Source organism: Humitalea rosea, from assembly GCF_003253705.1.
In the GTDB taxonomy this organism is placed as follows: domain Bacteria; phylum Pseudomonadota; class Alphaproteobacteria; order Acetobacterales; family Acetobacteraceae; genus Humitalea; species Humitalea rosea.
Genome location: NZ_QKYU01000017.1, coordinates 20,069 through 44,751 on the forward strand (window position 1 = coordinate 20,069; position 24,683 = coordinate 44,751).

Below are 24,683 nucleotides of genomic sequence, written 5' to 3' on the forward strand. Positions count from 1 at the left end.
GATCGAGAAAATTTCGGAAAGAATTTCCGAAGCCGGTCCAACCGCCTCCTGCCCGGCTGGTCGCCGCGCATGGGCGCGCGCCGTATCGGGGAGCTGAACATATCATGGCGGTCCTCATCGTTCCCGGCGTGCAGGTGCAGGCACGCTTCGACATCGTGCCACCTCTGCCCGCCGCCAGCGGCATCGTCGGGATCGCCGGCATCGTGGATCGCGTGCCGGCGGATGGCGGCCTCGTCGGCGTCACCCGCACCACGGAATTGCGCGAGCTGCTGGGGCCCGGCACCGAGGCCAGCATGCCCGAGGCGGTCCATGCCCTGGCCAATGGCGCTGCCGAACTCGTCGTCTCCGCCGTCACCGGCGGTGCCCGCGCGCAGACCGAATTGCGGAACACCGATGGCCAGGTCTGCGTCCGCCTCGTGTGCCGCTCGGCTGGCGCCTGGGGCAATGAGATGCGCGCCGATGTGCAGGCCATCACCGGCGCCGACAATGCCCCGATCCGGGTGACGCTGCGGCTGCTGCGCGGCGGGCGCGTGGCGGAAACCTTCAGCGATCTGCGCGTGGCGCCGGGGCAGCCCGATGATCTGTTCGACACGATCAATCGCAGCTCGCGCCATGTCGTGGCGCTCGATCCCGGTTTCGGCGCCGGCACGCTGCCGGGCGATGGCATCTTCGCCTTCGCCGCCGATGGTGCCGCCTTGCCGGTGACCGAGGCCGGCGGCGCGCGCGAATTGCTGCAATTGCTGCCGGGCGATGGGGTCGATCCGACCGGGCTCAGCGTGCAGATCACCACCGGCGCCGGACGGGTCGGGCTGCGCGTGTCGCAGCGTGGGCTGCAGGAAAGCTACACCGGCCTGTCGATGGACCCTGACGACAACCGCTATCTGCCCGACGTGCTGCTGCGCGAGGGGCGGCTGGTCCGCGCCCGTGTGCTGCCCTCGCTGGCCGTGGCCGCACGGTTGCCACGCGGCACCGATGCGCCGCAGGATTTTGCGGGGGGCGTCTCGCCCGGTGTCGCCGACTACCAGACCGCCATCGACCGGCTGGAGGATGATCCGCGCATCGACCTCGTCCTCGCCGCCTTCGAGGCCGCGCGTCCCGGGGCCGAGGTCGTCCAGATCCACCAGGCGCTGCTGGCCCATGCCGTGCGCATGGCCGATGCCGCGGCGCCGCGCATCGCCTTCGGCGCCGTCACAGCCGATGAGCAGCGCAGCCTGGACGCCATCCGCGCCCATGCCGCCGCGGTGCGCGGCCGGCGTTTCGTGCTGATCGCGCCGAGCGGTGCCGCCGGCGCGGTGGCGGGTGCGGTCGGGCGGCTCAGTCCCGAGATCGCGCCGACCTTCAAGCCGCTGCCGCTGTTCGAGATCGCGCCCACGCGCTTTCGCGAAAGCGAGCTGAACCGGCTGCTCGGCTCGGCCACCAATCTGTTCGTCGTGCAGGACCGGATCGGCGTCGGCATTGTGGTACTCAAGGGAATCGACACGACAGGGGACCAGATCTCGGTCACCCGCGTCGCGGATTCCTGCATCCGCGAGACCAAGGCGACCGCCGAGCGCTACATCGGCGCCACCAACACCGATGAGGCGCGCACCGCGCTGCGGCAGCAGCTGGTCGCGACCTTCACGCGCATGGAACGCGCCGGCTGGCTGGTGCCCTCGACCGATGGGACCGACCCCGCCTTCCTTGTCGATGTCTATTCGACGCAGCTGGATTTCGGCCAGGGCATCGTGCGGGTGGACATCGCGGTGCGGCCGGTCCGCGCCATCGATTACGTCTACGCGACCATCCGCGTGAAGGTCTGAACGCGGGGCACATCATTCCGCAGCTTCGAGGATAGCCGGCATGCCCATCATCTACGCGGCGAGCGAGAGCACCGTCAGCATCGGCGGCACCGTCATCGAAGGTGTCCGTGCCATCGAGTTCCGCCAGCTTCGGGCGCGCAGCAACCTCTACGCGCTGGGCGGCACGGAGCGGATCGGGATCGTCTCCGGCCCGGAATCGGTGGAGGGCAAGGTGGTGGTCGCCTCGGCCAGCGCGGCGCTGGATGCGGTGGGTGCCGGCACCTTCCAGCTCACCGCCACGCTGCGCCATGGCGACACCAGCAAGACGGTCACCTTCGACGAATGCTTCCTGCTGGCGCGCAGCTTCGCCCTCTCGGCCGGGGAGCATGGCGAGGGCACCTATGTCTTCAGCGCGGTCCGCGTGCGCGACGATCCGCCCCCGGCGGCACCGGGCTGACGGGCGCGCGCCATGAGCGCCTACTGGAGCGGAACGGAGGACGGGGCACGGGCCAGCTTGCAGCCCGGCACGATACCGGGAAGCTGGCAGCTTGGCGGGCCGGACGGGCCGCTGATCGCCGCCATCTGCTTCCGCGACCGCACCGAGGCGCTGGCCATCGCCGCGCGGTCGCCCCAGGCGGCGCAGGTGGCCCTGACGCATCTGCGCGCGCTGGCATTGCGGCGTGAGGGGATCGCCGATCCGCGGGCGCTGGATCTGGCGGTGCTGCATCTTGCCGGGGCCGAGGCCGACGACACGCTGCCCGGATTTGCCGAAACCGCCTTGTGCGTCGCGCGCGGGGCGGGCCTCGGCCTGTCGGAGATCGCCAAGGCACCGGCCGCCGAGATCGACGCCATGGCGCGCGCGCTGCTGCCGGCGGCGGAGGATGGCACCACGCGCATCGTCTTCGCCATCGCACCCGCGCATGACCCTGCGGGTGAGATCGAGGCACGCCTTGGCGCCCTGCTGCGCCGGGCCGCCGTGACGCGCGCGATGGCCACGCCGGAACCGGCTGCGGCGCCGGTGACGGAGCCGGCTGCCGCCCCGCCCGCACCCCCCGCGGCGGAGGCGCCCATGACTTGGGTGGCGCCGCAGCCTGGCAGGAGCGAAGGCGGCATGCCCGCCGCCGCACCCCCGCCCGCGGGGCCGCGCCCCTTTCGCCTGGCACCGGCCGCAGGCACCGCGCGCAGCGCCGCCAGCACGGTGCCGATGCGGTCCAGGACCATCGAGGCGGTGTGGCGCCCCGCGCCGGCCGCGGTCGCGACACCCGGCCAAATGGCGAGCCGCCCGCCCCTGGCGCTGGTCACCCCAGCCTGGCCCGACGCGGAGGCCGCACCACGGCTGGTGGATGATCCCGCCTTGCCGGCGGTGGGCCCGGTATCGCTCACCGGCGCCGGCCTGCCCGGCTCCGCGCCGCGCGCCGCCGGCCTGGGCCTGGGCCTGGATCTGGGCCTGGGCCTGGGGCAGGCACCCGGGCGGCCTGCCTCCGTGCCGGCCTCCAGCGCCCAAACCTCCACGGCGGCACTTCGCCTGCCCGGCTGGCCGCCGGCCTGGCAGGCGGCGCCGCCCCCCGCCGCCGATGCCCCCCAGGTCGCGCCCGATGTCGCGCCGCCTTGGCAGGCGGCCTCGGCGGCCGTGCCCCTCGAAGGTCTCGCCTTCGCCGATGCTTTGGCGGCGGCTCTGGAGGATGAGGCCGATCTGCGCGGGCTGGCGCCATGACCGCGACCCCGCTGCTCGGCGACATCCCGCTGACCCGCGTGCAGCGGATCGAACATGCGCTCGACGGCGGTTTTTCCGGCGCGCGGGTGCTGGGCCTGGCGGGCGATGTGCAGGAACGGGCGGGGCGTGGCTCGCACCATATCCACATCACCGGCGCGCTGACCGGCGATGCCGCCGCCGATGAACTCGACACCTTGCAGCAGGCGGCGGCGACGGGTGAGGAACTCACCTTCGCCGCCGATATCACCGCGGCGCTGGAGCTGAGCAAGGTCGTGATCCTGCGCTTCCGCGCCAGCGAGACGGCGGGGCTGCCGGGTTTTTACGCCTACGAGTTGCTGCTGGCCGAAAGCCCGCCGCTGCCGCCCCCGGCCGAGGTCTCGGGCTTCGGCGGGCTGGATGGTCTCGGGGACCTCGGCTTCGACACCGACATCCTCGGGGACATCTCGGATCTGGCGGATCAGGCGGCGAGCGCCATCGACGCGGTGCAGAGTGCCGTGGAACAGCTCGAAAGCCTCGCCAGCCTCGGCGATCTGGCGCTCGGCAGCGGGCTGCTGTCGGGGCTGACCGACCGGGCCGGCGCGGCCGGCCGCGCCGGGGACCAGCTGGCCGGCGCCTCCGAGGCGCTGGCATCGGCGTTCGGGCCATGAGCCTCCTCGCCGCCGCTTCCGTGACGCTGGGGCGCAAACGCTACGACAGCCATGTCGCGGGGGTCGAGGTGCAGCTTGGCCTGCTGCCGCGCATCAACCAGGCCCGCATCCGCCTGCCCCGCGCCTTGACGCTGGAGGCCGCCCCCGGCGACGACGCCGAGTTGGCGCTGGAGGGCGCCGATGGCCGTGCCACGGTGCTCCACGGGAAGGTGCAGTCCGTCGCCACCGCCGGGGGCGCGGCGACGGAGGTGGTGCTGGCCGATGGCGGCGCGCTGCTGGCGGCGCTGCGCCCGGCGCGCAGCTACCACGGCCAGGATGGCAGCGCGGTGGTGCGGGCGCTGGTCGGCGATGCGGGGGCGGAGGTCGGCGCGCTCGATCTCGACCTGCCGCTCTCCGCCTACATCGCGCATGGCCGGCGCAGTGCCGCCGAGCATGTGGCGGATCTGGCCCGGCTGGGCGGGGCGCTGGCCGGCTGCGACGATGCCGGGCGCATCGAATTGCGTGCCCGCCCCAGCCGCGCCGAACGCGCATTGCGGCATGATCGGGAAATTCTGGCGCTGCGGATCGCGCGCGGGGTGCCGCCCGGCTATCGCCAGATTCTTGTCGGCAATGGCCCGGCCACGGCGGATCTGCTGCGCCATGGCGCCGGCCCTTTGCCGGATGACGCGCCATCGCCCGGGGCCGCGGCGCGCTGGCGGGCGGCGCCGGTGCTGCGCAGCGCGCGCGTGGCGGTGGCCGCTGGGCAGGCCTGCGATGCCGAGGGTGCGGGCGCCGCGACCCGCCTGACCGCCCAGGCGATCCTGCTGCCCTGGCTGCGGCCGGGGCTGGTGGTGGAGATCCAGAACCTGCCCGACCGGCTGGATGCCGGCGGCGCCTGGCTGGTGCTGACGGTCTGCCACAGCGGTGGCGCCGGGGCGGCCGCCGGAACCCGTTTCAGCGCCGTTTCGGCCGAGGCGGGGTCGTCGCTGCTCGGCAGCCTGGCCGGTGCCGTGGGAGGGCTGCTGTGAGCGCCGCCTTGTTCGACAGCATCGCCCGCATCGCCCGCCACGAGGCCGAGGCGCGCCCCACCGCCGCCATCGGCCGGGTGACGGAGGTGCATGGCGGCGACGGCTCGCCCCCCGACCATGCCGTGACCGTCACCCTGCGCGACAGCGGCGAGGTGCTGCCGCGCGTGCCCGTCGCGGTCGGTGCCTTCGGCCTCGGGCTGCTGCCGGATGAGGGCGACCTTGTGCTGGTGGTGTTCGGGGAGGGCGATTGGCACGCTCCGGTCGCCGTCGCGGGGCTGTACCACGGTGATCTGGCGCCGCCCGCGACGGCCGCCGACCTGCTCGCGCTGCATCTGCCGAAAGGCGAGGCGGAGCCAAAGCTGAGACTGGAACTGGAAAAGACCGGCGAGGCGCTGCGCCTGAACATCGGCGACGACACCAGCCTGAGCGCCTCTGCCGACACCATCGCCCTGGCCGTCGGCAAGATCACCTTGACCCTGACCAGCAAGGGCGGCGGGCGGCTGGAACTCGCGGCCGGCGGCAGCACCATCACGTTGAAGGAGGATGGCGACATCACCATCGAGGCCAAGGGCAAGCTCACCCTGTTGGGGGCGGAGCTGGATGCCAAGGGCAACTCCAAGGCGAGCCTCAAGGGCGCCACGGTGGAGATCAACTGATGGGCCAGCCCGCCGCCGTCCAGGGATCGCAGGTTGTCGGCGTGGACACGCATATCGTGCTGGTGCCCTCGCCCGGCGGCCCGGTGCCGACGCCGCTGCCGCATCCCTTCGCCGGCATGCTGGATGGCGGGCTGGTGGGCTCGGTGAAGATCGGCGGGCAGGCGGCCGGGGTGGTCGGATCGACCGCGAAGAATTCACCGGCGCATATCGCGACGCCGCCGGGCACCAGCTTCGCCACGCCGCCGGCCAACCTCGGCACGGTGAAGATGGGAAGTTCGAGCGTCACCATCGGCGGGCAGGCCGCGGCGCGGCTGGGCGACCCGGTGGCCACCTGCAACGATCCCGCGGATGCCCCGGTCGGCCAGTTGGTGGCCGCCGGCACCGTGTTGATCGGGGGCTAGGCGATGGCGGGCTTCGGCACCGATCTGTCGGTTCTGCCCGGGCTCTCCGCCACCGGCGCGGATCTGATCGACCTGCGCCCGCGCCGCCGCCCGGTGCGCGGCCCGGTGGAGCCCGGGGTGCCGGAGGCCGTGGATCTGGCGACCATAACGGGGCGGGAGAATCTGGCCCAGGCGCTGATCCTGCGGCTGATCACGCCGCGCGGGGCGCTGGCGGGGTTGGGCCATGCCGCCTATGGCTCGCGCCTGCATGAGTTGATCGGGCGCAACAAGAGCGATGCGCTGCGCCTGCTCTGCCGCGCGCATGTGCTGGAAGCGGTGGCGCAGGAGCCGCGCATCCTGCCCAAGGCGCTGGCCGTCGTCTTCGATCCCTTGCAGGAGACGCCCGCGAGCTTCGTCTTCCGCCTGGACGTGCAGCCGCGTGAGGACGCCGACCCGCTGAGCCTGTTCCTGGAGGCCGCGCTGTGAGCGGCACCAGCTTCACCGCCCGCAGCTATGACGCGATCGTGCGTGACCTGCTCACGACCCTCGTCGGCGGCACCGTGCGCGAAAGCCTGACGGCGCCGCCCGAGGGGCTGCCGGTGACGCCGCTGCTGCTGACCCGGCGCCCGGTGCGGCAGGTGAGTTTCCTGGAGGGCACAGTCGCGATCGGCGCGGGCGCCACCGCGCGCCAGATCACCTTCCGCTTCACCCCCGCCGATTTCGAGCTGGTCGCCGCCTCCGGCGCCGGCGAGCCCGATGCGATCCGCTTCCGCCCCGAAGGGCGGCGGCCGATCCCCGGCACGGCCCTGACGGTGAACTACTTCCCGGTGCAGGCGGAGCGCACCGAGCTGACCGACCTCAGTGTCGGTTCGGTGGTGCGGACCATGCTGGAGACGGTGGCGCGGGAGATGGCGCTGTCCTACCAGATGCTTGACCGCATCTACGACAGTGCCTTCATCGATACCTCGGAGGCCGGATCGCTGGACCGTCTGGTGGCGCTGGTGGGCGTGGCGCGGCTGCCGGCGACGCGACCCATCGTCGGGCTGCGCTTCGAACGCGCGGAGCGCGAGCCGGGGCGCATCACCATCCCCTCCGGCACCGCGGTCGATGACGCGGCCGGCGCCCGCTACCTGACCATCGCGCCGCTGACCCTGGAGCCGGGCGAGAACGACCGCGAGGTCGATGCCGTCGGCGAGGCCGATGACACGACGGTGGTCGAGGCCAATACCCTGATCCGCCCGGAAACCCTGGTGGCCGGCATCGCCCGCGTCGGCAATCCGCGCGCTGCCCGCAAGCTTTCTGAACCCGAAAGCGACGAGCAGCTTCGCCGCCGCGCCCGCAACGCCATGGGCGCCGCCGGGCGCGGCACGCTGGAGGCGCTGCAATTCGCCCTGGCCGCGATGCCGGAAGTCCGCAGCGTGCGCGTGCAGGAACAGCCCGATGGCCTGCCCGGCACGGTGCGGCTGGATATCGCGCTGACCGACACCGGCGCCGAGGCCCGCGCCCGGGTGCAGGCGCGGATCGACGACGTGCGCCCGGCCGGCATCCGCGTGCAATGGGGCGATGCCGCGCGGCGTAGCGTGATCCTGGCGGTCACCCTGCGCCTGGCTGGCAGCAGCCTGGACCCCGCCGCGCTGGCCGCATTGCAAGCAGGGATCGAGGGCGCGCTGCGGGCGCATGTCACGGCACTTGGTCCCGGCGCCGAACTGCGCCGCAGCCAGTTGCTGCGCCTGGCGCTGGCCGATCCCCGCGTGACCGATGCGAGCATCGCGATCCGCGGCGACGACCCCTCGGCGCCTGAGGTCGAGCAGCTCACCTTGCCCGCCGATACCGTCGCCGATCTGCAAGCCGTGACCTTCGCGCCGGCGAGCTTCGAGCAAGCGGCGGGCGACGCGCCGCCCTCCCGCGCCGTCGCCAGCGCGGTGCTGCCGATCCTGCTTGCGACGGGGGTCACCCTGGCCGAGGCGCGTGGCGCGATCCTCCTCGCGGTGAACGCGCATCTTGCGACGCGGGCGCCGGACCAGCCGCTGACCCTGGACAGCCTCGCCACCGCGATCCGTGATGACAGCCGCTACGCCTTGGCGCGCAGCGCCGCGATGCTGACGGTGGAATCCGGCAGCCGCTTCCTCCAGCTCACCGATGGCGTCGGCGCCTATCCCCCCGCCGCGAACGAGCGGATCGAGGCCGGCACCATCGAGGTCGAGCTGGACGAGGGGAACGGGTGATGGCGCGCCGCGACGACATGGCCGACCGGCTGCCGCCTGCCTGGCGGGAGGGGGAGTTGGTGCGCGGCCTGCTCGGCGTCGTCGCCGCGCAGATCGAGCTGCTGGACGACGAGGCGCGCGAGGTGCAGCGCGCGCATTTCTGGCGCACGGCGCTCAACTTCCCCGAGGTCGCCGGGCTGGGCGCGTTGCTCGACATCCCGCCTGAGCCGGGCCAGCAGCGCGACGAATACCGCGCCTGGGTCGATGCACTGCGCGACACCATCCTCGGCTTCGGCGGGCCGACGCGGGATGCGGTCCGCCAGGTGGTCGCGGAATACGCTCAGCGCCACGCCGAGGCTGCCCGCCTGCCGCGGCTGCTGCCGCCGCTCGGCGACTGGGGCAGCGAGGATGATGATCCGCCGCCGCGGCTGGTGGAAACGCCACGGCGCTGGCGCTGGGTTGCCGCCCCCGGCGATGGCGCGATGGAGCCGTTGCAGCAGATGACGGTGGAGAACCGCGGCCTCGATCCGGCGCCGGCGCATTTCCTGCTGCGCGGGCTGGCGGGCGGGCCGGAGCATTCGCCGCTGCTGGCCAATCTGACGACCGGCGAGGCCCTGGCGCTGGCGACCGATGTGCCGCAGGGCAGCATGGTTGCCCTGGTCGCGCTGCCGGATGGCACCGTGCGGGCCAGCCTCGATGGCCACGACATCACCCGGTATCTGGGCTCCATCGCCGGGCTGGTGCCGGGCCAGCCTTGGACACCCGCCGAACTGGTCACGCCCGCGCAGCCGATCACCTTGCGGCCGGGCGCCAACCGGATCTGGTTCATGCCGATCGCGCGCTACGATGTCGCGGGGCTGGACCGCTACCTGGCGGCGCTGGCCGATGCCGCGATGATGCAAGGCCGGTATAACACCGCGCGCTTCGATGCCGCGCTGTACTACCAGGATCCGTTGATGCATCTGCTGGTGGGGTTCCAGGAATCGGTGCCGGCCGCGTTTCGCGTCGATCTCGATGCGCGCTGGATGCTGGCGCCACGCGGCCGCACGGCCGAGGCGCTGGCGACGCGGGAGCGGCTGGACTTCGCGCTCGGCCGCGCCGTCACGCGCATCCGCGCAGTTGGCGTGACCAGCGAGTTGCGGCTGTTGCCATCGGCCTCGATCCAGCCCTCGCCGGATCGACTGGTTGCGATGGGGCCGAAGCGGCTCCGCGATGCCGGCTCGACCGGTGCGGACCGGCTGCTCCCGCGCGGCGGCAGTTTCGATACGACCGGTTTCGACCAAACAGGCTTTCGGTAGGGCAGGGCCGTGCGCGCAATCGTCCAGATCCTCCTCCGTGACCGCAGCGGCCGCATCCTGGCCCGCCGCGATGCGTCCAACGCCGTCATGCGCTCCGGCGCCGAGCTGGTCGCGCGCGCCTTCGCCGGGCAGGGGGCCGGCATCACCCATATGGGCGTCGGCAACAGCGACGCCGCCGACCCGGATGACTTCTCCCTCGATGCCCTAAGCAACGAAGGCGTCGCGGGCGAAAACCTCGTCGGGGCGACCGAGGTCGCCATCGCGGCCGACGCCTTCCAATTCGTGCCCGATGCGGCGCGCCGCGTCATGGTGGTGCGGCTGCGCGCGACCCTGCCCGACAGCGCGGCTCTGGGGACGGTGCGGGAGGCCGGGCTGCTGGCCCGCGGCGAGGCCGGGGCCACGCTCTACAACCGCGTCACCTTCGCGCCCTTCACCAAGGGCGATGACCACGAACTCACATTGTTCTGGGAGGTCGCCTTCCCTTACGGCGACCTCCAGGCGCTGTTCTGAACGGAGACGGATCATGGCGACCAAGGCAGCCTTCAAGATCCAGCTCCAGGGCTTCGCGGAGGCCAACCGCGATGCCGAGGTCGAGCTGAAGAACGAAGCCACTGGACAGATCATCAAGCGCAAGCCCTTCCTCGACGGCTCGCTGCTGGTGCGCGACCTCGATGCGGGGGCCTGGGAGGTGAAGGTCAGCCATCCCAACCTCGTGTTGCCCATCGCGCGCCAGCGCATCCGGCTGTTCCCCCAGCCGATACCGACCTTTGTGCCGATCCCGGTGCCGGCGAATCTGTTCCGCGACACGCCGATCCGCGATGTGCCGGATGCCGATCTCGGCCCGGTGCAGCAGACGATGGCCGCGGTCCAGGCGCAGGTCGCGCCCCTCGGCGGCAAGGCCCCGGGCGAGGTGATCCGCGCCTCGGACTTCAACACGCTCGCCAGTGCCATCGGCGACCTGGCCGGTGCGGTGAGTGAGCTGACGCGGCTCGTCGCCCCGCGTGGCCACGACCATCCGGAGATCGCCGACAAGATCGACGAGGTGCAGGGCAATCTGCGCAGCTTCGCCGATGCCTTCGGCCGCAGCCTGGTCGAGCTTCGGCGGGAGCTGGAGCTGCTGAGCCTGCGCCGCACCGCCGATGACATGCTGAACCTCGGCAATGCGCCGCCGCTGGTGCGGGAGGATTTCACCCGCCGCATCGACGATCTGGAAGCCTCGTTGCAGACCGACACCTCGACCTTCACGAGCAAGCTCGCCCGCACCGGCCAGGCGCTGCTGAACGGCGTGCAGTCGGTGGGCGAGGCGCAGCCGGAGGACCGGCGCGAGGCATTCCTGAACAGCCCGGTGACGAAGAAGCTCAACGACGTCGCCGGCCAGTACACTGCCACCGGCACCGTGCAGAAACGCGAGACGGAGCTTGCGACCTATACGCGCACCGGCGTCGCGACCGGCAGCAAGCTCGGTGGTGTGATCCGGGGAGGGTGAGCGATGCCGACTGTCGAAGCCCTCGAACGCCTCTCCGCCATTCTGGGCAGGCTCGCGCCATTGGCCAAGGCGCAGCCGGGCCAGCCGATCGAATCGGCGCGGTGGAACACGCTGGTGGAGGGCGTGCTGGAACTCGCCCGCGCCGTGCTCGACCAGGGCGAGCGCGAGACCACCGTGCCGCCGCATGCGCATCTGGAGGAGGTGCGGCTGAACTGGCTGCAGGCCGATCTGCGCCAGGCCTTCGAACGCGGCGGCCTGTCCGATCCCTCCGGCAGCGGCAAGGGGTTGGAGACGGAGGCAGCACTGAAACGCGCCGCCGCCCGGCTGGATCTGGTTGAGACGCAGACAGCGAATTTGCGCGAACGCATCGTGGGCCTCGCCACCAATGACGCGGTGCGGGGCGATGAGGTGATCCGCCTGCGCCGTGCCTCGGAGGCCGGCGGCACCGGCACCGCCGACCAGATCGCCGGGCTGCGCCGCTCGCTCGACGGTCTCAGCGCCGATGCGAAGCAGGCGGTGGCCGCGGCCCAGGCGCTGACCGTCGATGGCCGGCCGCTCGATGTCGCAACCCTGGTCAGCCGCGTCGGGGCGTTGGAGACGCTGCGCGACGGGCTGCGCCTCACCGACAACCAGCTGGTAAGTGCCGCCCAGATCGAACGCCGCTTCGCCGAGCTGGAGGCCCGCGCGGTGACCAGCGAGGAGCTGGACGAGGCGCTGAAGGACCGCACCGCTTCCCTGAGCGATGCCGATCGCGCGGGGCTGCGCGACGGGCTGCGCGCCGATCTGCGCGGTGACCTCACCGCCGATCTCTCGGCGCTGGAGACCCGGCTGCGCAACGACACCACCACCCAGATCGGCGGCTTCGACGCGCTGGTGACGCGCCGCATCACCGAGGCGACGCCGGCCCTGCGCGACTCCATCCTCGCCGATGCCCGCACCGCGCAGAGTGCCGCGAATGACGCGCTGCGCCGCGATCTGACCACCGCCACCGATGCGCGGATCGACACGCTGAACACGCAGCTCAACGCGCGGCTGGATGAGCGTCAGGGCGCGCTGGATACGCGCGTCACGACCGAGGTTGCCGCGGCCCTCGATCGCAGCCTGGCCCCCCGGCTGGCCACGGTGCAGGCCTCGATCGACGCGCTCGGCGCCCGCATCGGCCGCAGCGAAACCGGCCTCGCCGATGCCAATCGCCTGTTGGCCCAGGCCAATGATCGTGTGGCGGCGGTGGAGCGCGACGCCCAGACGCAGCTTGGCGCCTTGCGGGACCAGATGCTGCGCGGGCTCAACGACCTGCAGCGTAGCGTCGCCCAGGATGTCACGCAGCTGCGCGCCGATACCACGCAGCAGATCGCCGCCGTCGAGACGCGGACGACCACCAGCCTGCGCGGCGAGTTGAACGCCAGCGAGCAGCGGCTGAACGCCAGCATCAACAGCCGCGTCGTGACCACGGGGGCCACCACCCCCGTCATCGGCCGCGGCATCACCGGGCGGGTGACCCCGACGCCATGATCGCCGCCTTCGAGCAACGCCTCGCCACGGTGCTCGGCAGCCGCCTCGCGGCCCCCTTTGCCGGCCGGGTGCAGGTGACGCCGGGGGCGGGGCTGGCGGGTGGGCCGCATATCCTGGTGGCGAGCACGGATGTTGCGCCGGCCGGCAGCGACTTCGGCATCGGGCGGCGGCCGGAGCCGACGACGCAGGACCTCGCCCGGCGGCTGCGGGTGCTGCGCCTCGCGGTGACGGTCGAGTTGCGTGTCGTGCCAAGCGATTCCACCGAGCGGTCGGAAGCGATCCAGGGGATGGAGCGGGTGCTCTACGCGATCGAGACCGCGGATATCGCGGCCGGGCGGGCGTTGGACGCGGCACCCCCGGCCGATCTCGGCTTTCGCATCGCGCGGCTGGGCTTGCTCGATGCGCGGGCGCCGACCCTGGCCGATGACGACGGCGCCGCCGTGATCCATCTGCGCGCGGAGGGGTGGTTCTGGCCGGCGGGGGCGGTGGGCGAGACGGGGCCGGAGATCCAGGAGGTCCGCCTGCGCGCCGGCTTCCTCTCCCTGCGGCTGGTGGGCGGGCCGGAGCCGCTGATCGCCGGTGGCGCCGCCGCGGCGCTGCGGCTGGAAAGCGACGCCGCCGGCGAGATGCGCTTGCGCGCGGATGCCCCGCCCGCCGCCGCCGCCTTCGGCACGCTCTCCCTGGCGCTGCGCCGGGCGGATGGCAGCCCCGGGGTCGGCAGCCTGACCGGGGGGGCCGCGGGCCCCGGCGGCACCCGGCTCGTGCCGCTGACGGCGGCGGGGGCCGTGTTCGGCTACACCCCGCCGGCTGCCGCGGGCAGCGAGGATCTGCTGATCCGCATGGCCGATCCGGATGGTGCTGCGCGTGGCGCGGTCCTGGGCCGCTTCCCGCTGCGCACGGCACCGGCCTGAGGCGCGCGGCATGGCCCAGGTCACCGCCGCGCAGGCTGGGGAGATGAGCGCGACCGTCGAGGTCGTCATGGCCACGCTGCTGCTGCCCGTGATCGAGGTGACGACGCAGGGCCATGCGCTGGCGGTGGATTGGGGCAGCACGCCGCCGGGCGCGACCCGGGTCGAGGTGACGTCCGCAAGCCTGGCGCTGACGCCGCTGTCGCGGGACACGACGCTCGGCGCGCTGCAACTGGCCAAGGATGGACGGGGCTACAAGGTCACCGCCCCGACCGGCCGGCGCCTCACCCGCATCGTGCTGCATGGGCTGAAGGCGGGCGAGAGCAGCCTGTCCGACCGCGCCAAGCTGGTGGAGCGCGGCCTGCGCCTGGCCGTCGCGGTCCCCGATGGCAGCGGCCGCTTCACCCCGACCGGGGCGACCCCCGGCGTGCCTGGTGCGGGGCTGGTGCCGCCGCTGCCGCAGCCCGGCTACACCGCGGGCGTGCTGGACCTGGGCAGCAATGTCGCCTCCCGCCTGCGCCTGTCGCTGGTGACGGGCGATGGCCCCGACCGCTTCACCGAGGACGCGACCATGGCGCTGGAGCGGGTCGAGGGCGTCGCGGCCGATCCGCCGCTGGATCTGAAGCTGGCCGGGGAAAGCGGTGCGCCGGTGCTCTGGGCCTTCCCGGGCGAAATGCCGTCGGGCGGGGCTGCGACCCAGGCCGATCTGCGGGTGGCGGTGGAGACGGCCTTGCAGGCCGCCGTGGATGCCGGGGCGGCGCCGCGCCTGCCGCTGCGCCTCACCGCCGGGCGGGCGTCGCAGCTGCGCCTGGCCTCCTTCCAGGCGCATGGCACGCTGATCCGCCGCATCGCCTCGGTGCCGACGCTGGAGATCCAGGGCGAGGCCGCGCCGCTGCCGGCCGAAGCGCCTTTGCCCGAACGGCCGAACACCGCGACCGCCGATCTCAGCCTGCGCTACCTCGGCATCCGTCTGGTGCCGGAGTTGAGCGATGCGGTGCCGGGGGGGCCGGTCTTAGGCCCGGTCTTCGGCCATGTCGTCGGCACCGCCGAGGTGGTCCGCAGCCTGCCGCCACAGGCGCTGCGCGGCGCCCGCCTCGCGCGGATCGGGCTGGTCGGCCGTGCGCCGGAGGCCGCGGCGCTGGTGCTTACCTTGCGCAACGCCACCACCGGGGCCGCGATCGGCGCACCCGTCAAACTCGCGCTGGAGGCCGCGCGTGACATCGCCACGCGCTGGGTCGAGGTGCCGGAAGAGGCGCCCATCGACGTGCCGCTGGCGGTGGCGCTGCGGGCCACCAGCGGGCGCTTCCTCTGGAGCGCGCGCGACGATGATGGCGCGCCACGGCTGCGCCTCGCGGTCCACGATCCCGATCCCGGGGGACGGCCGTTGCTGCTCGGCGGCGCGAGCCTGTTGACGGTGGATACGATGGTGCTGCGCCAGCGCGGCGTCGCGCTGCCGTCCGCCGGTTTCGCCGGCCACTGGCCGATGCTGTCGAGCGAGCTGTTCCTGACGCTGGACCTGGCCGACCTGACCCTGCGGTATGTGCGATGAGCCTGCTGGACGACCTGCAAGGCCTCGACCTCTCCGGCATCGTCAATGCCCGGGCCAGCATCACCGTGACCATCGACGGGCCCGACCTGCGGGGGCTGATCGAACACGGGCCGATCGGCGCCCTGGGCGATATCGGAGACAGGCTCGAAGAACTTCGCGCGCTGGGCGATGATCCGACGGCGCTGTTCGGGGCACTTCTGGGCGCGGTCGGCGGGCTGGCGGGCGGGTTCAGCGCCGATGGCTTCCCCGTCGCGCGCTACGTCAGCGCGGTGGCGGAGGGCGGCAAGGTCGTCGCCGATCTGCTGCGCGAGGTCGATGGCACGCCCGCATCCTGGCTGCGCGCGCTGAAGCTGCCGGTCGGCGACGGGCTGTCCACGATCGGGCGCAACATCGACGACTTCGGGCGCGCCACGCTTGGTGACACCGGCCGCTTCACCCATGCCATGGCGCTGGCCGGCAAGGGGTTTTCGTCCGATCCCGCGGCGCTCATCGAACAGGGGTTGGGCTTTCTGCTGCCCTTCGGCGGCGCCGATCTGGGTGGGCTGCGGCGCCTGCTGGATGGCACGCTGCCCGCCCTGGCCGCCTTCACCCTGCCGGCGACGCGCACCGCCGGGCTGCTCACGGCGCTTGGCGATGTGCGGCTGGCGGCCTCGGGCGCCGGGTCCGACGTTGCGGTGCAGGCCGCGGTCACCGCGGCACTTGCGCGGCTGGCCGAGGCCCGCGCGGCGACGGTCAGCCAGATCCGGCGCGACCTGCTCGATCTCCAGGGGCGGCTGACGGGACTGCGGCTGCCGCAGGTGCTGGCGCCGCTGACCACCGCCGCCGAGACCTTCCGCACCGGCGAGGCCGGCTTCCGCGAGATGATGACCGAATTGCGCGGCTTCATCCGCGGCGCGAAGGAGGACATCGACACCCTCGATGCCGCCAAGGTCGAAGACCTGATCGCGATGTTCGAGGAGAAGCTCGACGCCATCGAGGCCAATGCCAAGGCCGAGGTCGAGACCCGCATCGATGCGCTGGCCGACGAACTCATCGCCTATGTCCGCAGCTTCCTCGGCCATCTGCATCTGTCCGAGCTGCGCGACGCGATGCACAGCCGCTTCGAGTCCGCCGCCAACGCCATCCGCGATGCGGAGCTCGACCGTTTCGCGCGGCAGGCGCAGGAGCGGCTGGCGGGGCTGCGGGGGTTGCTGTCGGCGGGCGACCTCGGCGACCAGCTTCGGGCGCCGCTGCAACAGATCGCGCAGGTCGTGGCGCAGGCCGTCACCGCCATCTCCGACGCGCTGGAGGCGATTGCCGCGGCGGTGACGGCGCTGGTGGACCAGGCGCGCGCCTTGCTCGAACAGGCGGTGGAACTGCTGCACGGGTTCAAGGCGGCGCTGGATGAGGTGGTCGCCGCCATCGACGGGCTCGGCATCGAATCCGCCACGCAGAGCATCCTCGACCGCCTCTCCGAGCTGCGGCAGAAGGCGCAGGATCTGCTCTCCGGCGTGGAACTGCCCGAGCCGCTGCGCCCGGTGGTGGAACAGCTGGTGGAGGAGCTGCGGGCGCTGGATCTCGACGCGCTGCTGCTCGATCCGGTGCGGCAGCAGGCCGAGAAGCTGACCCTTTCCGCCGCCTTGCGCGGGCGCCTGTCGGCGGTGCTGGGCGAGGTGGACAAGGCGCTCAAAAACATCGTCCCCGCGAGCCTGATCGAGAGCATCGAGGCGGAGCTGAACCGGGCGACCGAAGCCTTCGCCTCGCTCTCCTCCGCGCGGCTGGTGGCGGAATTGCAGGGGCTGTTCAGCACCCTCGCCGATGCGGTCGCCAAGCTCGATCCGGTGCCGGCGCTGGATGTGCTGCGCAAGCCCTTCGTCGCTTTGCTGGGCGCCGTCGATGCGGTCAAGCCGGACAACCTGCTGCGCCCCGTGCTGGAGGCCTATGACAGCGCGCTGGGCCATCTGGCGCTGCCCGACCCCGCCGCCGCCGCGACCTCGGGCGACAGCTTCATGAGCAGCAGCGCCGATACCCTCGGCAAAGGGCTGACGGCACCGCTCGGCCCGACCCTGGGTGCGGCGCCGAAGGCGGCGGGCACCCCGACCCTGGCGCTGCCCGGCCTGCCGCCCGGCACCAGGCCCGGGGATTTCGTCCGCCTGCTCGGCCTGCTGCCGCGCAAGCTGAAGGAGGCGGTGGCGGCGCTGGAGGCCGGCCCGCTGGCCGAGGCGGAGACCGCCTTCTCCCGCCTCACCACCGGCCTTGCCGCCGATCTGCGCGGCATCGAGGGCGCGTTGTGGGACATCGAGGACCGGCTGGATGCGGGGCTGGAAGCGCTGCTGCAACCGCTGGCGGCCGCCGAGGTCGAGGCCGGCTTCGCGATTCATGGCAGGCTGCAACTCGGCCCCGTGCAGCTCGACGCCACCGCCGATGCGCTGGCCGCGGCCAGCCCCGGCGCGCTGCGCGCCGAGTTGCGGGAGGCGATGGCGCCGCTGCGCGTGGAGATCCGCCGCACCATCTCCGGCCTCGGCCCGATCGCCGTCGCGGTGGAAAGCATCGCCGGCGGGCTGGAGCGCGCGGTCGCCGGGGCCGAGGGCGGGCTCGCCGCCTTCCTCGACCTGCTCGACCCCGAGCCCCTGGCGCTTGAGGTGGATGCGCTGATCATCGCCGCGATGGACAAGTTCCCGGTGCTGGCGCTGGCGCTGCGCGACCGCGTCGCCGGGCTGCTGGCGCGGTTCTCGGCGCTGGTGCGCGACTATGGCCCGGCGATGCTGGCGCTGCGGTTCCGGCGCGTGTTGAACGCGGTGCGGGAGGAGCTGGACGTGCTGGACCCGCACCGCCTGGTCGCCGATCTGGACCTGGTCCATGCGGCGTTGCGGGAGGCGGTGGCGGCCTATGATCCGGCGGTGATCGCGACGGAAATGCGGGCGGCCGTGCTGGATCTGTCGGCGACCTTGCGCGGCATCGATGTCGCGGCAGCACTTGGCGATCTGAGCTTTCTTGACGACGCTATCGCGGGACTCGCCGCGGCCTCCCCCACCGCGGCCTTGCAGGGCGTGGGCGCGGATCTGGAGGAGATCGGTGCCACACTCGCCGAGCTGAACCCGGGCGCGATGCTGGAGGCGGTGGATCGCCTCGGGCCGCGCGTCGTCGAGCAATTCGCCCGTGCCGTGGGCGCGGTGCGGGCGGAGATCGCGACCTTGCTCGACTCGCTGCAGTTCGCGGCGAGCGGCGGCAGCGCCTCCGCCTCAGTCAGCGTCGGGGGCGGCGACTGATGCCGCGCGACACCCTGCTGCCGCTGCCTGGCTGGGACGGGCCCGGCCTGTCGGTCTCTCGCGATGCGGCGGGGCGGCTGCTGCGGATGGCGGTGGGCGACCGGCTGCATCTGGAGCGCCAGGATGGCGATGTGGTGCTGGGCGGCGGGCTCGCGCGGATGCGCGAACTCGCGACACCCGGGCGGCTGCTGCGCGCCGTACATAGCCAGGGGCGAAGCTGGCAGGAAAGCTACCATTGCGATGAGGCCGGGCGCCCGACGCTGGTCGATGGCGTCACCATCGCGCATGACGCGCTGGGCCGCGTCGTGCTCTGCGACGGCCCCGCCGGCGCCTGGCGCTACGGCTATGATGCGCGCGGCCACCTCGGCGCCATCGAACCGCCCGGGGAGCAGCGACGCAGGCTGCGCTGGGATGCGGCGGGGCGGCCGATCGACGTGGTGGCGCCGGGCGTGCTGGATCCCGGCCGCCATGGCCGCGATGCGCTGGGCCGGCTGTGGACGCTGCGCGATGCGGCGGGCACGATCCGCCACACCTACCTCTGGGACGGGCTCTGCTGCCTCGGCCGCATCGACGGCCCGCCCGATGCGCCGCTGGCCTGCGTCTTCTCGCTCGACCTCACCTTCACCCCGGTCCGGCTGATCGGATGGGACGGGGTGCGGATCGTGCCGCGCGATGCCTTTGGCGAGGCGCTGCTCGGCATTCCCGGCACGCCCGGGCTGTTCGGCGGCACCGTCGCGGGCGACCTCGTGCATCTGCGCGCCCGTGCGCTGGACCCGCGGCGCGGCACCTTCACCGCGCCCGATCCCTTCGATGGCAGCGAGCAGGATCCGCGCCGCGCCCATGGCTGGCGCGGCGCGCTGCCTGTCGAACCGGATGGCGCGCACCAGCCCTTCGCCGTCTGCCGCAACGATCCCATCGGGCGCGCCGACCCGACCGGGGAGATCTCGGCCGGCGTCGCCACCGGCCTGCTGACCCTGAGTTCGCTGACCTGGTCTTCGGGGAACATGCTGGTCAGCTTCTTCCTGATGGACCCGCTGAACTTCATCCTCGGGTTCTTCACCAAGCCGTTCTGGACCGAGGGGCGCTGGTTCAGCAAATCGGCGATGCGCGCGCGCTACCACGGCGGCTACGGGTTCCGCTACGACCCGCTCGGCTTCGAGGCGCTGGGGATCAACGAGGGCCGCGCCTGGACCGTCCAGCACGTCATCTGGGCGCAGCGCAAGGAATTCGACGAACTCAACCCCGCGCGGGTCTTCACCCCGGTCACGCCATTCCGCCCGAAGCTCTACGGCAGCCTGCTGCGGATCGAGGCGGCGGCGGCAGGCAATGACCTGCCGCTGCGTGTGTTGCTGCTGCATGGCGCGCAGCGGGCCGATGCGCGGCTGGTGCACGGCGCCCCCGTTGGATCGCCCGAGATCGCGCCGCTGCGCGAGGACCATGCCTGGACCCGGCGCGGCGGCGCGGCCGAGGCGGTGGTGCCGGGCGCCCGCGTGCCGGTCTTCCCCTCCGGCGGGCTGCATTTCCCGCCGCAGCCCCGCATCGCCACGCCCCGCGGCGCCGCCCGCATCGAGGAGGTGCTGCCGACCGGGGAGATCGCGCCCGGCACGGTGACGCTGCGCAAGCAGCTGGTGGTGAAGAAGCTCGGCATCGGCCTGGCCGCGGGGCAGGAGGTGATGCTGACCGGTGCCGCCTCCGCGCGGGCGCTGGTCACGCTCGACGCGGTGCGGATCGTGGGGAAGGAGACGCTGCTGTTCCTGCGCGCCGATCCCCCCGGCGCCCTGGGCACCAGCGATCTGCATCTGCGCGGGATCCAGACGCCCACGGCGGCGGCCCCGGCGCGGGCGGCGGTGGCGCTGCCGCCGGGCTCCGCCCCCGGGCGGCTGGATGCGCGGCCGACCACGGCCGACCCGATCGCCGCGTCCACGCCGCTGCGGCTGAAGCAGGCGGGGGTGGTGGTCGGCGGCGCGGTGGTGGACCGGCTGGAGGCAGCGGTCGGCATCGACGTCGCGCCCGAACGGGCGAAGGGCGACAAGCCGCGCCGCATCTGGCTGGCCGCGCCCAATGCCGCCGGCCCCGATCGCCCCGTCACCGCCACCACGGCGCGCAGCCTCACCTTCCCCGCCGGGACGGCGCCGGCCAAGGGTGCGGCGATCGTGGTCTTCATCCCGGGCGCGGGCGGTGCCTCGGCGGCCCGGCTGGTGGCGGATGATCCCGTGGCGGACCAGCGCGCGCTCGACCGCGACCTGCCCGCCGCGCTCAGCGGCGCGGCGGCGGGGGCGCTGCGCTGGCGGCCGCTGGCGCCGGTGCGGGCGCTCGGGGTGTGGGATGACGCGACGGGGGCCGCGGCCTTCGTCTATCGCCCCGAAGCTTCGGGCACCGCCGTCGCCGCCGGCCCGCTGCTGGTCCGCGACGATGACAACACCATCCGCCAGGTCCGCGACGGCACCGGCCTGCTGCGGGACGAGCTGGTGCTGGGCACCGCCGCGCTGCCCGGCAATCCGGCCGTTGCCTATGACGTGGAGCCGCTGGCCTTCGACGGGCCGGAACGCGGCGATGCCCGGCTGGAGACGATCACCATCTTCGCCTTCGCCAGCCCCCCCGGCGCCGGCATCACCACCGCGCCCCGGCCGGCGCTGGCGCTGCATCGGCTGAATGGCGCGACGGTGGCCGCGGCGCTGACGACGCCGCTGCTGACCGCGCTGCCGGCGCTGGCCGGCGCCACCATCACCCTGGCCCTGCCCGCCGATGCGGCGAAGCTGGTCGCGGGCTCGGCCGAGGCCACCACCGCGCCCACGCCGGGCCAACTCGTGCGGCTGACCGCCGGGGCGGTGGATGAGGCCGTGCTGGTGAAGACGGTGCGGGTCGAGGCGTTGGCCAACCACGATCCCGGGCTCGGCGCCGCGGCCCTCTCGCTGGTGCCGCTGATGCCGGCGGGCTTCCTCTATGCCGCCGAGTTTTTGGCGCCCGACCGGGTGCGGCTGCGCCCGGATGCGCATCGGCTGGCCGGGCTGGAGCCCCTGGCCCTCGCCGCCGCAGCCCCCCCCACCGTTGCGGTGCAGATGCCGCAGCTTGCCGTGGGCGAGCTGGTCCGCGCGGTCTGGAACGGGGTCGCCAATACGGCGCTGCTGCAAGTGGAGGCGGCCGAGGGCACGGTGCTGAAGCTCGCCGGCGGCGACCTCGCGGCGCTGGTGGCCGCGGCCCCGGCCGATCTGAAGCTGATGCGGATGGCACCGGTCGATCCCGGCACCGGCACGCCCTTCGCGGGCATCAACGGCGCGGTGGTGGCGCCGGCGCCGGCGCGGCTGCGCTTCGATGTCTGGGCGCCGAATGCGCTCGCCGCGCGGGCGGCGTGGTACACCGCCGCCGGGGATGCGACGGCGGCCGCGGCCCTGACCGGCGCACCGGCCCTGCACCGCTGGTGGGCGGTGACCGACGGCACCAAGACCGTGCCGATCCAGATCACCGCCACCGCGTCGCTGGCGGTCGAGCTCCACGCGCTGCCGGCCAGCCTCTCCGGGGCGGCGGCCAGCGCGATGGCGGCGCTGCATCTGTCGGATATCGGGCTGCTCGGCGAGTATGTGCTGGATGGCAGCCAGCTCACCACCGAGGAGCTGGACCTGGCCCCGGGCCCCTCCCTGGTGCTGGCGCTGCCGCACAAGCCCCAGGCGGCGGGCGGGGTGGCGGCGGCGGGCAAGCTCGGCTCGGGCACCGTGATGATCCCCGACGACGAGACGGAGAGCTGGTACCTCGACCGCCCTACCGCGCTGGAGACGCATGAGCTGCGGCACACGCTGCAATGCGCCATGATGGGCCCGCTGCTGCTGGGCATGCTGCCGATCGCGCTGGTCGAGGACATCGTGCGCTCCACCACGACCCTGGGCGACGTGGCCTTCTCGCCCTATGTCGCCGCGCAGATCGTGACCGATGACGGGCTGCGGCGGCTGGCGATCGCCAACCCCGGCGGCGTGAGTTTCGAGGCCGGCCGCAAGGTCGAGATCAGCGCCGGCAACCAGGTGGTGCTCGGCACTCTGGGCGAGGCGGACCCGGCCGGCTTCCTGCTGACGGGCAGCGCCGTCTCCCAGATCGCGGATGGCGCGGTGCAGGTGCGGCAGGGGAAGGAGGAGCTGGGCGACGGGCTGACCGCCCTCGGCTGGATCATCGACATCTGCTCCCTGCTCACCTTGGGCAACCTCGCCTCGACCGTCGGCGCGGCGGTGTTCAAGCTGATCCCGGACCTGATCGGCGGCGCCGTGAACGTCGCAAATGGCAAGGATTTCTTCGACCCCTACAGCCTCGACCGCTTCCCCGCGACGGTGCCGGACGCCGCACGCCCCGCCAGCGTCCGGCCGCAGCCGCGCGATGGCGACACCCTCACCCTGCGCCCGCATGACCGGGTGCGGGTCTCGGCCGGCGAGCGGTCGCTGGATACGGTGGTGACGCAGGTGGATGGCACCGGGCTCGCCGATCTCGCGACCGCGCCGCCGGTCGAGGGCGCGGAGCGGCGGTTGGAGATCGCGGTCATCGGGCGGGAGGACGAGCTGCGGCGGGTCTCGACCGGCGTTTCGGACGCGCTGCACGTGCCCTGGCTGCGCTGGATCTACGACCCCTATGGCGAGTTGCGCTTCGGGACGGATGCGAAGCCGGACAGCGCGGAGGAATGGGTCCTCAAGCTGGCGCGCTGGGCCTTGAGCTCAAGCGCCTGGTCCATGGTGATCCCGGGCATCTTCATCTGGGACAACGCGCTGAAGCAGCGGAACAACAAGGGCCATCTGTCGCGCATGGAGCAGGGCGCGTCCTCGGCCAGCGGCGACCTCTACAGCCCGGTGGCGCGGCTGGCCGGCAAGCTGGAGGTGGTGGGCGATGTCGCGCGCTACCGGGTCTGGGCGCTGTCGCGCACCGACTCGATGATCCCGCAGCGCCTCGGCGACGCCCCGGGGGCGGGGTCCGACCCGGACCAGGGGGAGCCCTGGATCTTCCCCAGGCGCCGGGGCGGGGCCGCGGTGGTGCCGCCCAATGCCGACCAGCAGGCCCATGCCGATGCCGCCGTGGATGTCCCGGATGTGCTGGTCCAGCGCAATTTCCTGGAGCCGCTGCTGCTGACCGCCGGCACCCCCGACCGGGTGCTGCCCGCCGATCTGGCGCGGCTGCCGGCCGAGGCCGGGCTGCAACGCACCACCGGGGTGCATGTCGGCTTTTCCCGCCCCGGGGCGCATCGCGTCACCGTCGGCAACCTGCCCTTCGCCGCCAGCGCGGGGGAGGCGCAGACCGAGGGCCGGCAGACCATCCTGTTCGATGAAACCGTGGGCGATGTGACCCTGCGCGCCGCCGGGCGGTCCCTGGCCGAGGGCGATACGCTGAAGCTGGTGCCCTGCCAGCGCGTGACCTTCAGCGTGGCGCCCGCGGCGGGGCGGCGGCATGCGCTGCTGGTGCAGCGGCCCATCGATGGCACGCTCGCCCGCCGCCCCGCCGATCTGCTGTTGCAGGTGCAGACGAGCCTCGGCACCGAGGTGCTGGAGGTGCAGCGCGTGCATGCCGTGATCCCCTTCAGCATCGAGGAGGACAAGAGCGCCCGCTGGCCGCAGGCGCATCTGCTGCCGGAGCTGCGCCTGGCCGTGCGCCGGCTGACGATCGAGGTGGTGGATGTGATCGCCGTGCATGCCTCGCTGGTGCCGGCCGGGGCCGGACCGCTGCCGCCGGTCAAACCCTTCGCCTTGCCGGGGGAGGAGGCCTTCCTGGTGGTGCCCGCCCGGCTGCATCTGGCCCGGCCGGTGCTGGCGGTGACCTATCCGGCCGGCGCCCGCCCGGCCAATGGCACCAACCCCGACCCCGAGGTGCGGCCGGTGACGCCGGTGCCCTCGGCCTTGGCGGAGGTGGTTGCCGATGGCGCGGTGCTGCGGCTGGTCTTCGATGCCACCGACCCGCCGGAGGAGCCCTGCCTCTGCGAATGGACCCTGTCGCTGCGGGCGCAGCAGCCGAAGATCGGCGGCGGCACCGAGAATATCTCGGCGAACATCAAGGCCAGCATCGAATACCGCCCGCATTTCCGGCTGGAACTGCCGGCCGGGGTGGATACCGTCGCGGCCGGGGCCAGCATCGTGCTGCATACCTCGAACGCCGTGCGGGCCGGGGCGGTGACGGTCACGCCCTCGGACGGGGTCACCAGCGCGGTTTCGGCCGATGGCCGCGACATCACCCTCACCGTCGCGGCGGCGGCGGCCAAGGTCGCGCGCAAGGTGGTGGTGGAGGATGCCGCGGCGCCGGCGCATCAGGCCAAGCGCACGATCCTGGTGACGTAA

Annotated in this window: 17 protein-coding genes; all 17 read left to right on the forward strand. The window is 73.2% G+C overall.

Annotated elements, in window-relative coordinates; translation table 11 throughout:
* Positions 1-104: 104 nt before the first annotated feature.
* Genes C8P66_RS14990 through C8P66_RS23900 form a run of 17 tightly spaced genes read left to right on the forward strand, consistent with a single transcriptional unit; the run spans position 105 to position 24,683 of the window.
* The gene (locus C8P66_RS14990; RefSeq protein WP_111399091.1) at positions 105-1,799 is read left to right on the forward strand and encodes a hypothetical protein; all 1,695 of its coding nucleotides are present in this window, start codon (positions 105-107) and stop codon (positions 1,797-1,799) included.
* Positions 1,800-1,839: 40 nt separating this feature from the next.
* Positions 1,840-2,235, forward strand: coding sequence for a hypothetical protein (locus C8P66_RS14995; protein WP_111399092.1), 396 nt, complete (start codon positions 1,840-1,842; stop codon positions 2,233-2,235).
* 12 nt (positions 2,236-2,247) lie between these two features.
* Positions 2,248-3,492 (forward strand): hypothetical protein, encoded by a 1,245-nt coding sequence (locus tag C8P66_RS15000; RefSeq protein WP_111399093.1) that lies wholly within the window; start codon positions 2,248-2,250, stop codon positions 3,490-3,492.
* Positions 3,489-4,139, forward strand: a complete 651-nt coding sequence (locus C8P66_RS15005) for a hypothetical protein (protein ID WP_111399094.1) — start codon at positions 3,489-3,491, stop codon at positions 4,137-4,139. Before C8P66_RS15000 ends, C8P66_RS15005 begins: the two co-directional genes overlap by 4 nt.
* Positions 4,136-5,146, forward strand: a complete 1,011-nt coding sequence (locus C8P66_RS15010; protein ID WP_111399095.1) for a hypothetical protein — start codon at positions 4,136-4,138, stop codon at positions 5,144-5,146. The genes C8P66_RS15005 and C8P66_RS15010 overlap by 4 nt, the downstream gene beginning before the upstream one ends.
* Complete coding sequence (locus C8P66_RS15015) at positions 5,143-5,802, forward strand: hypothetical protein (RefSeq protein ID WP_111399096.1); 660 nt, start codon at positions 5,143-5,145, stop codon at positions 5,800-5,802. The genes C8P66_RS15010 and C8P66_RS15015 overlap by 4 nt, the downstream gene beginning before the upstream one ends.
* Complete coding sequence (locus C8P66_RS15020; protein WP_111399097.1) at positions 5,802-6,203, forward strand: PAAR domain-containing protein; 402 nt, start codon at positions 5,802-5,804, stop codon at positions 6,201-6,203. Before C8P66_RS15015 ends, C8P66_RS15020 begins: the two co-directional genes overlap by 1 nt.
* A gap of 3 nt (positions 6,204-6,206) precedes the next feature.
* Entirely contained in the window at positions 6,207-6,668 is a 462-nt protein-coding gene (locus tag C8P66_RS15025) for a GPW/gp25 family protein (protein WP_111399098.1), read from the forward strand.
* Complete coding sequence (locus C8P66_RS15030; RefSeq protein ID WP_111399099.1) at positions 6,665-8,407, forward strand: baseplate J/gp47 family protein; 1,743 nt, start codon at positions 6,665-6,667, stop codon at positions 8,405-8,407. Before C8P66_RS15025 ends, C8P66_RS15030 begins: the two co-directional genes overlap by 4 nt.
* Positions 8,407-9,684, forward strand: coding sequence for a hypothetical protein (locus C8P66_RS15035; RefSeq protein WP_111399100.1), 1,278 nt, complete (start codon positions 8,407-8,409; stop codon positions 9,682-9,684). Before C8P66_RS15030 ends, C8P66_RS15035 begins: the two co-directional genes overlap by 1 nt.
* A 9-nt stretch (positions 9,685-9,693) precedes the next feature.
* Entirely contained in the window at positions 9,694-10,194 is a 501-nt protein-coding gene (locus C8P66_RS15040) for a hypothetical protein (protein WP_111399101.1), read from the forward strand.
* Between the two features lie 13 nt (positions 10,195-10,207).
* Positions 10,208-11,170, forward strand: a complete 963-nt coding sequence (locus C8P66_RS15045; protein ID WP_111399102.1) for a peptidase associated/transthyretin-like domain-containing protein — start codon at positions 10,208-10,210, stop codon at positions 11,168-11,170.
* A gap of 3 nt (positions 11,171-11,173) precedes the next feature.
* On the forward strand, positions 11,174-12,682 hold the full coding sequence (locus tag C8P66_RS15050; RefSeq protein WP_146422883.1) for a coiled-coil domain-containing protein: 1,509 nt from the start codon (positions 11,174-11,176) through the stop codon (positions 12,680-12,682).
* Complete coding sequence (locus C8P66_RS15055) at positions 12,679-13,593, forward strand: hypothetical protein (RefSeq protein WP_111399104.1); 915 nt, start codon at positions 12,679-12,681, stop codon at positions 13,591-13,593. Before C8P66_RS15050 ends, C8P66_RS15055 begins: the two co-directional genes overlap by 4 nt.
* A 10-nt stretch (positions 13,594-13,603) precedes the next feature.
* Positions 13,604-15,139, forward strand: a complete 1,536-nt coding sequence (locus C8P66_RS15060) for a hypothetical protein (RefSeq protein ID WP_146422885.1) — start codon at positions 13,604-13,606, stop codon at positions 15,137-15,139.
* The gene (locus tag C8P66_RS15065; protein ID WP_111399106.1) at positions 15,136-18,387 is read left to right on the forward strand and encodes a coiled-coil domain-containing protein; all 3,252 of its coding nucleotides are present in this window, start codon (positions 15,136-15,138) and stop codon (positions 18,385-18,387) included. The genes C8P66_RS15060 and C8P66_RS15065 overlap by 4 nt, the downstream gene beginning before the upstream one ends.
* The gene (locus C8P66_RS23900) at positions 18,387-24,683 is read left to right on the forward strand and encodes an RHS repeat-associated core domain-containing protein (protein ID WP_158537261.1); all 6,297 of its coding nucleotides are present in this window, start codon (positions 18,387-18,389) and stop codon (positions 24,681-24,683) included. Before C8P66_RS15065 ends, C8P66_RS23900 begins: the two co-directional genes overlap by 1 nt.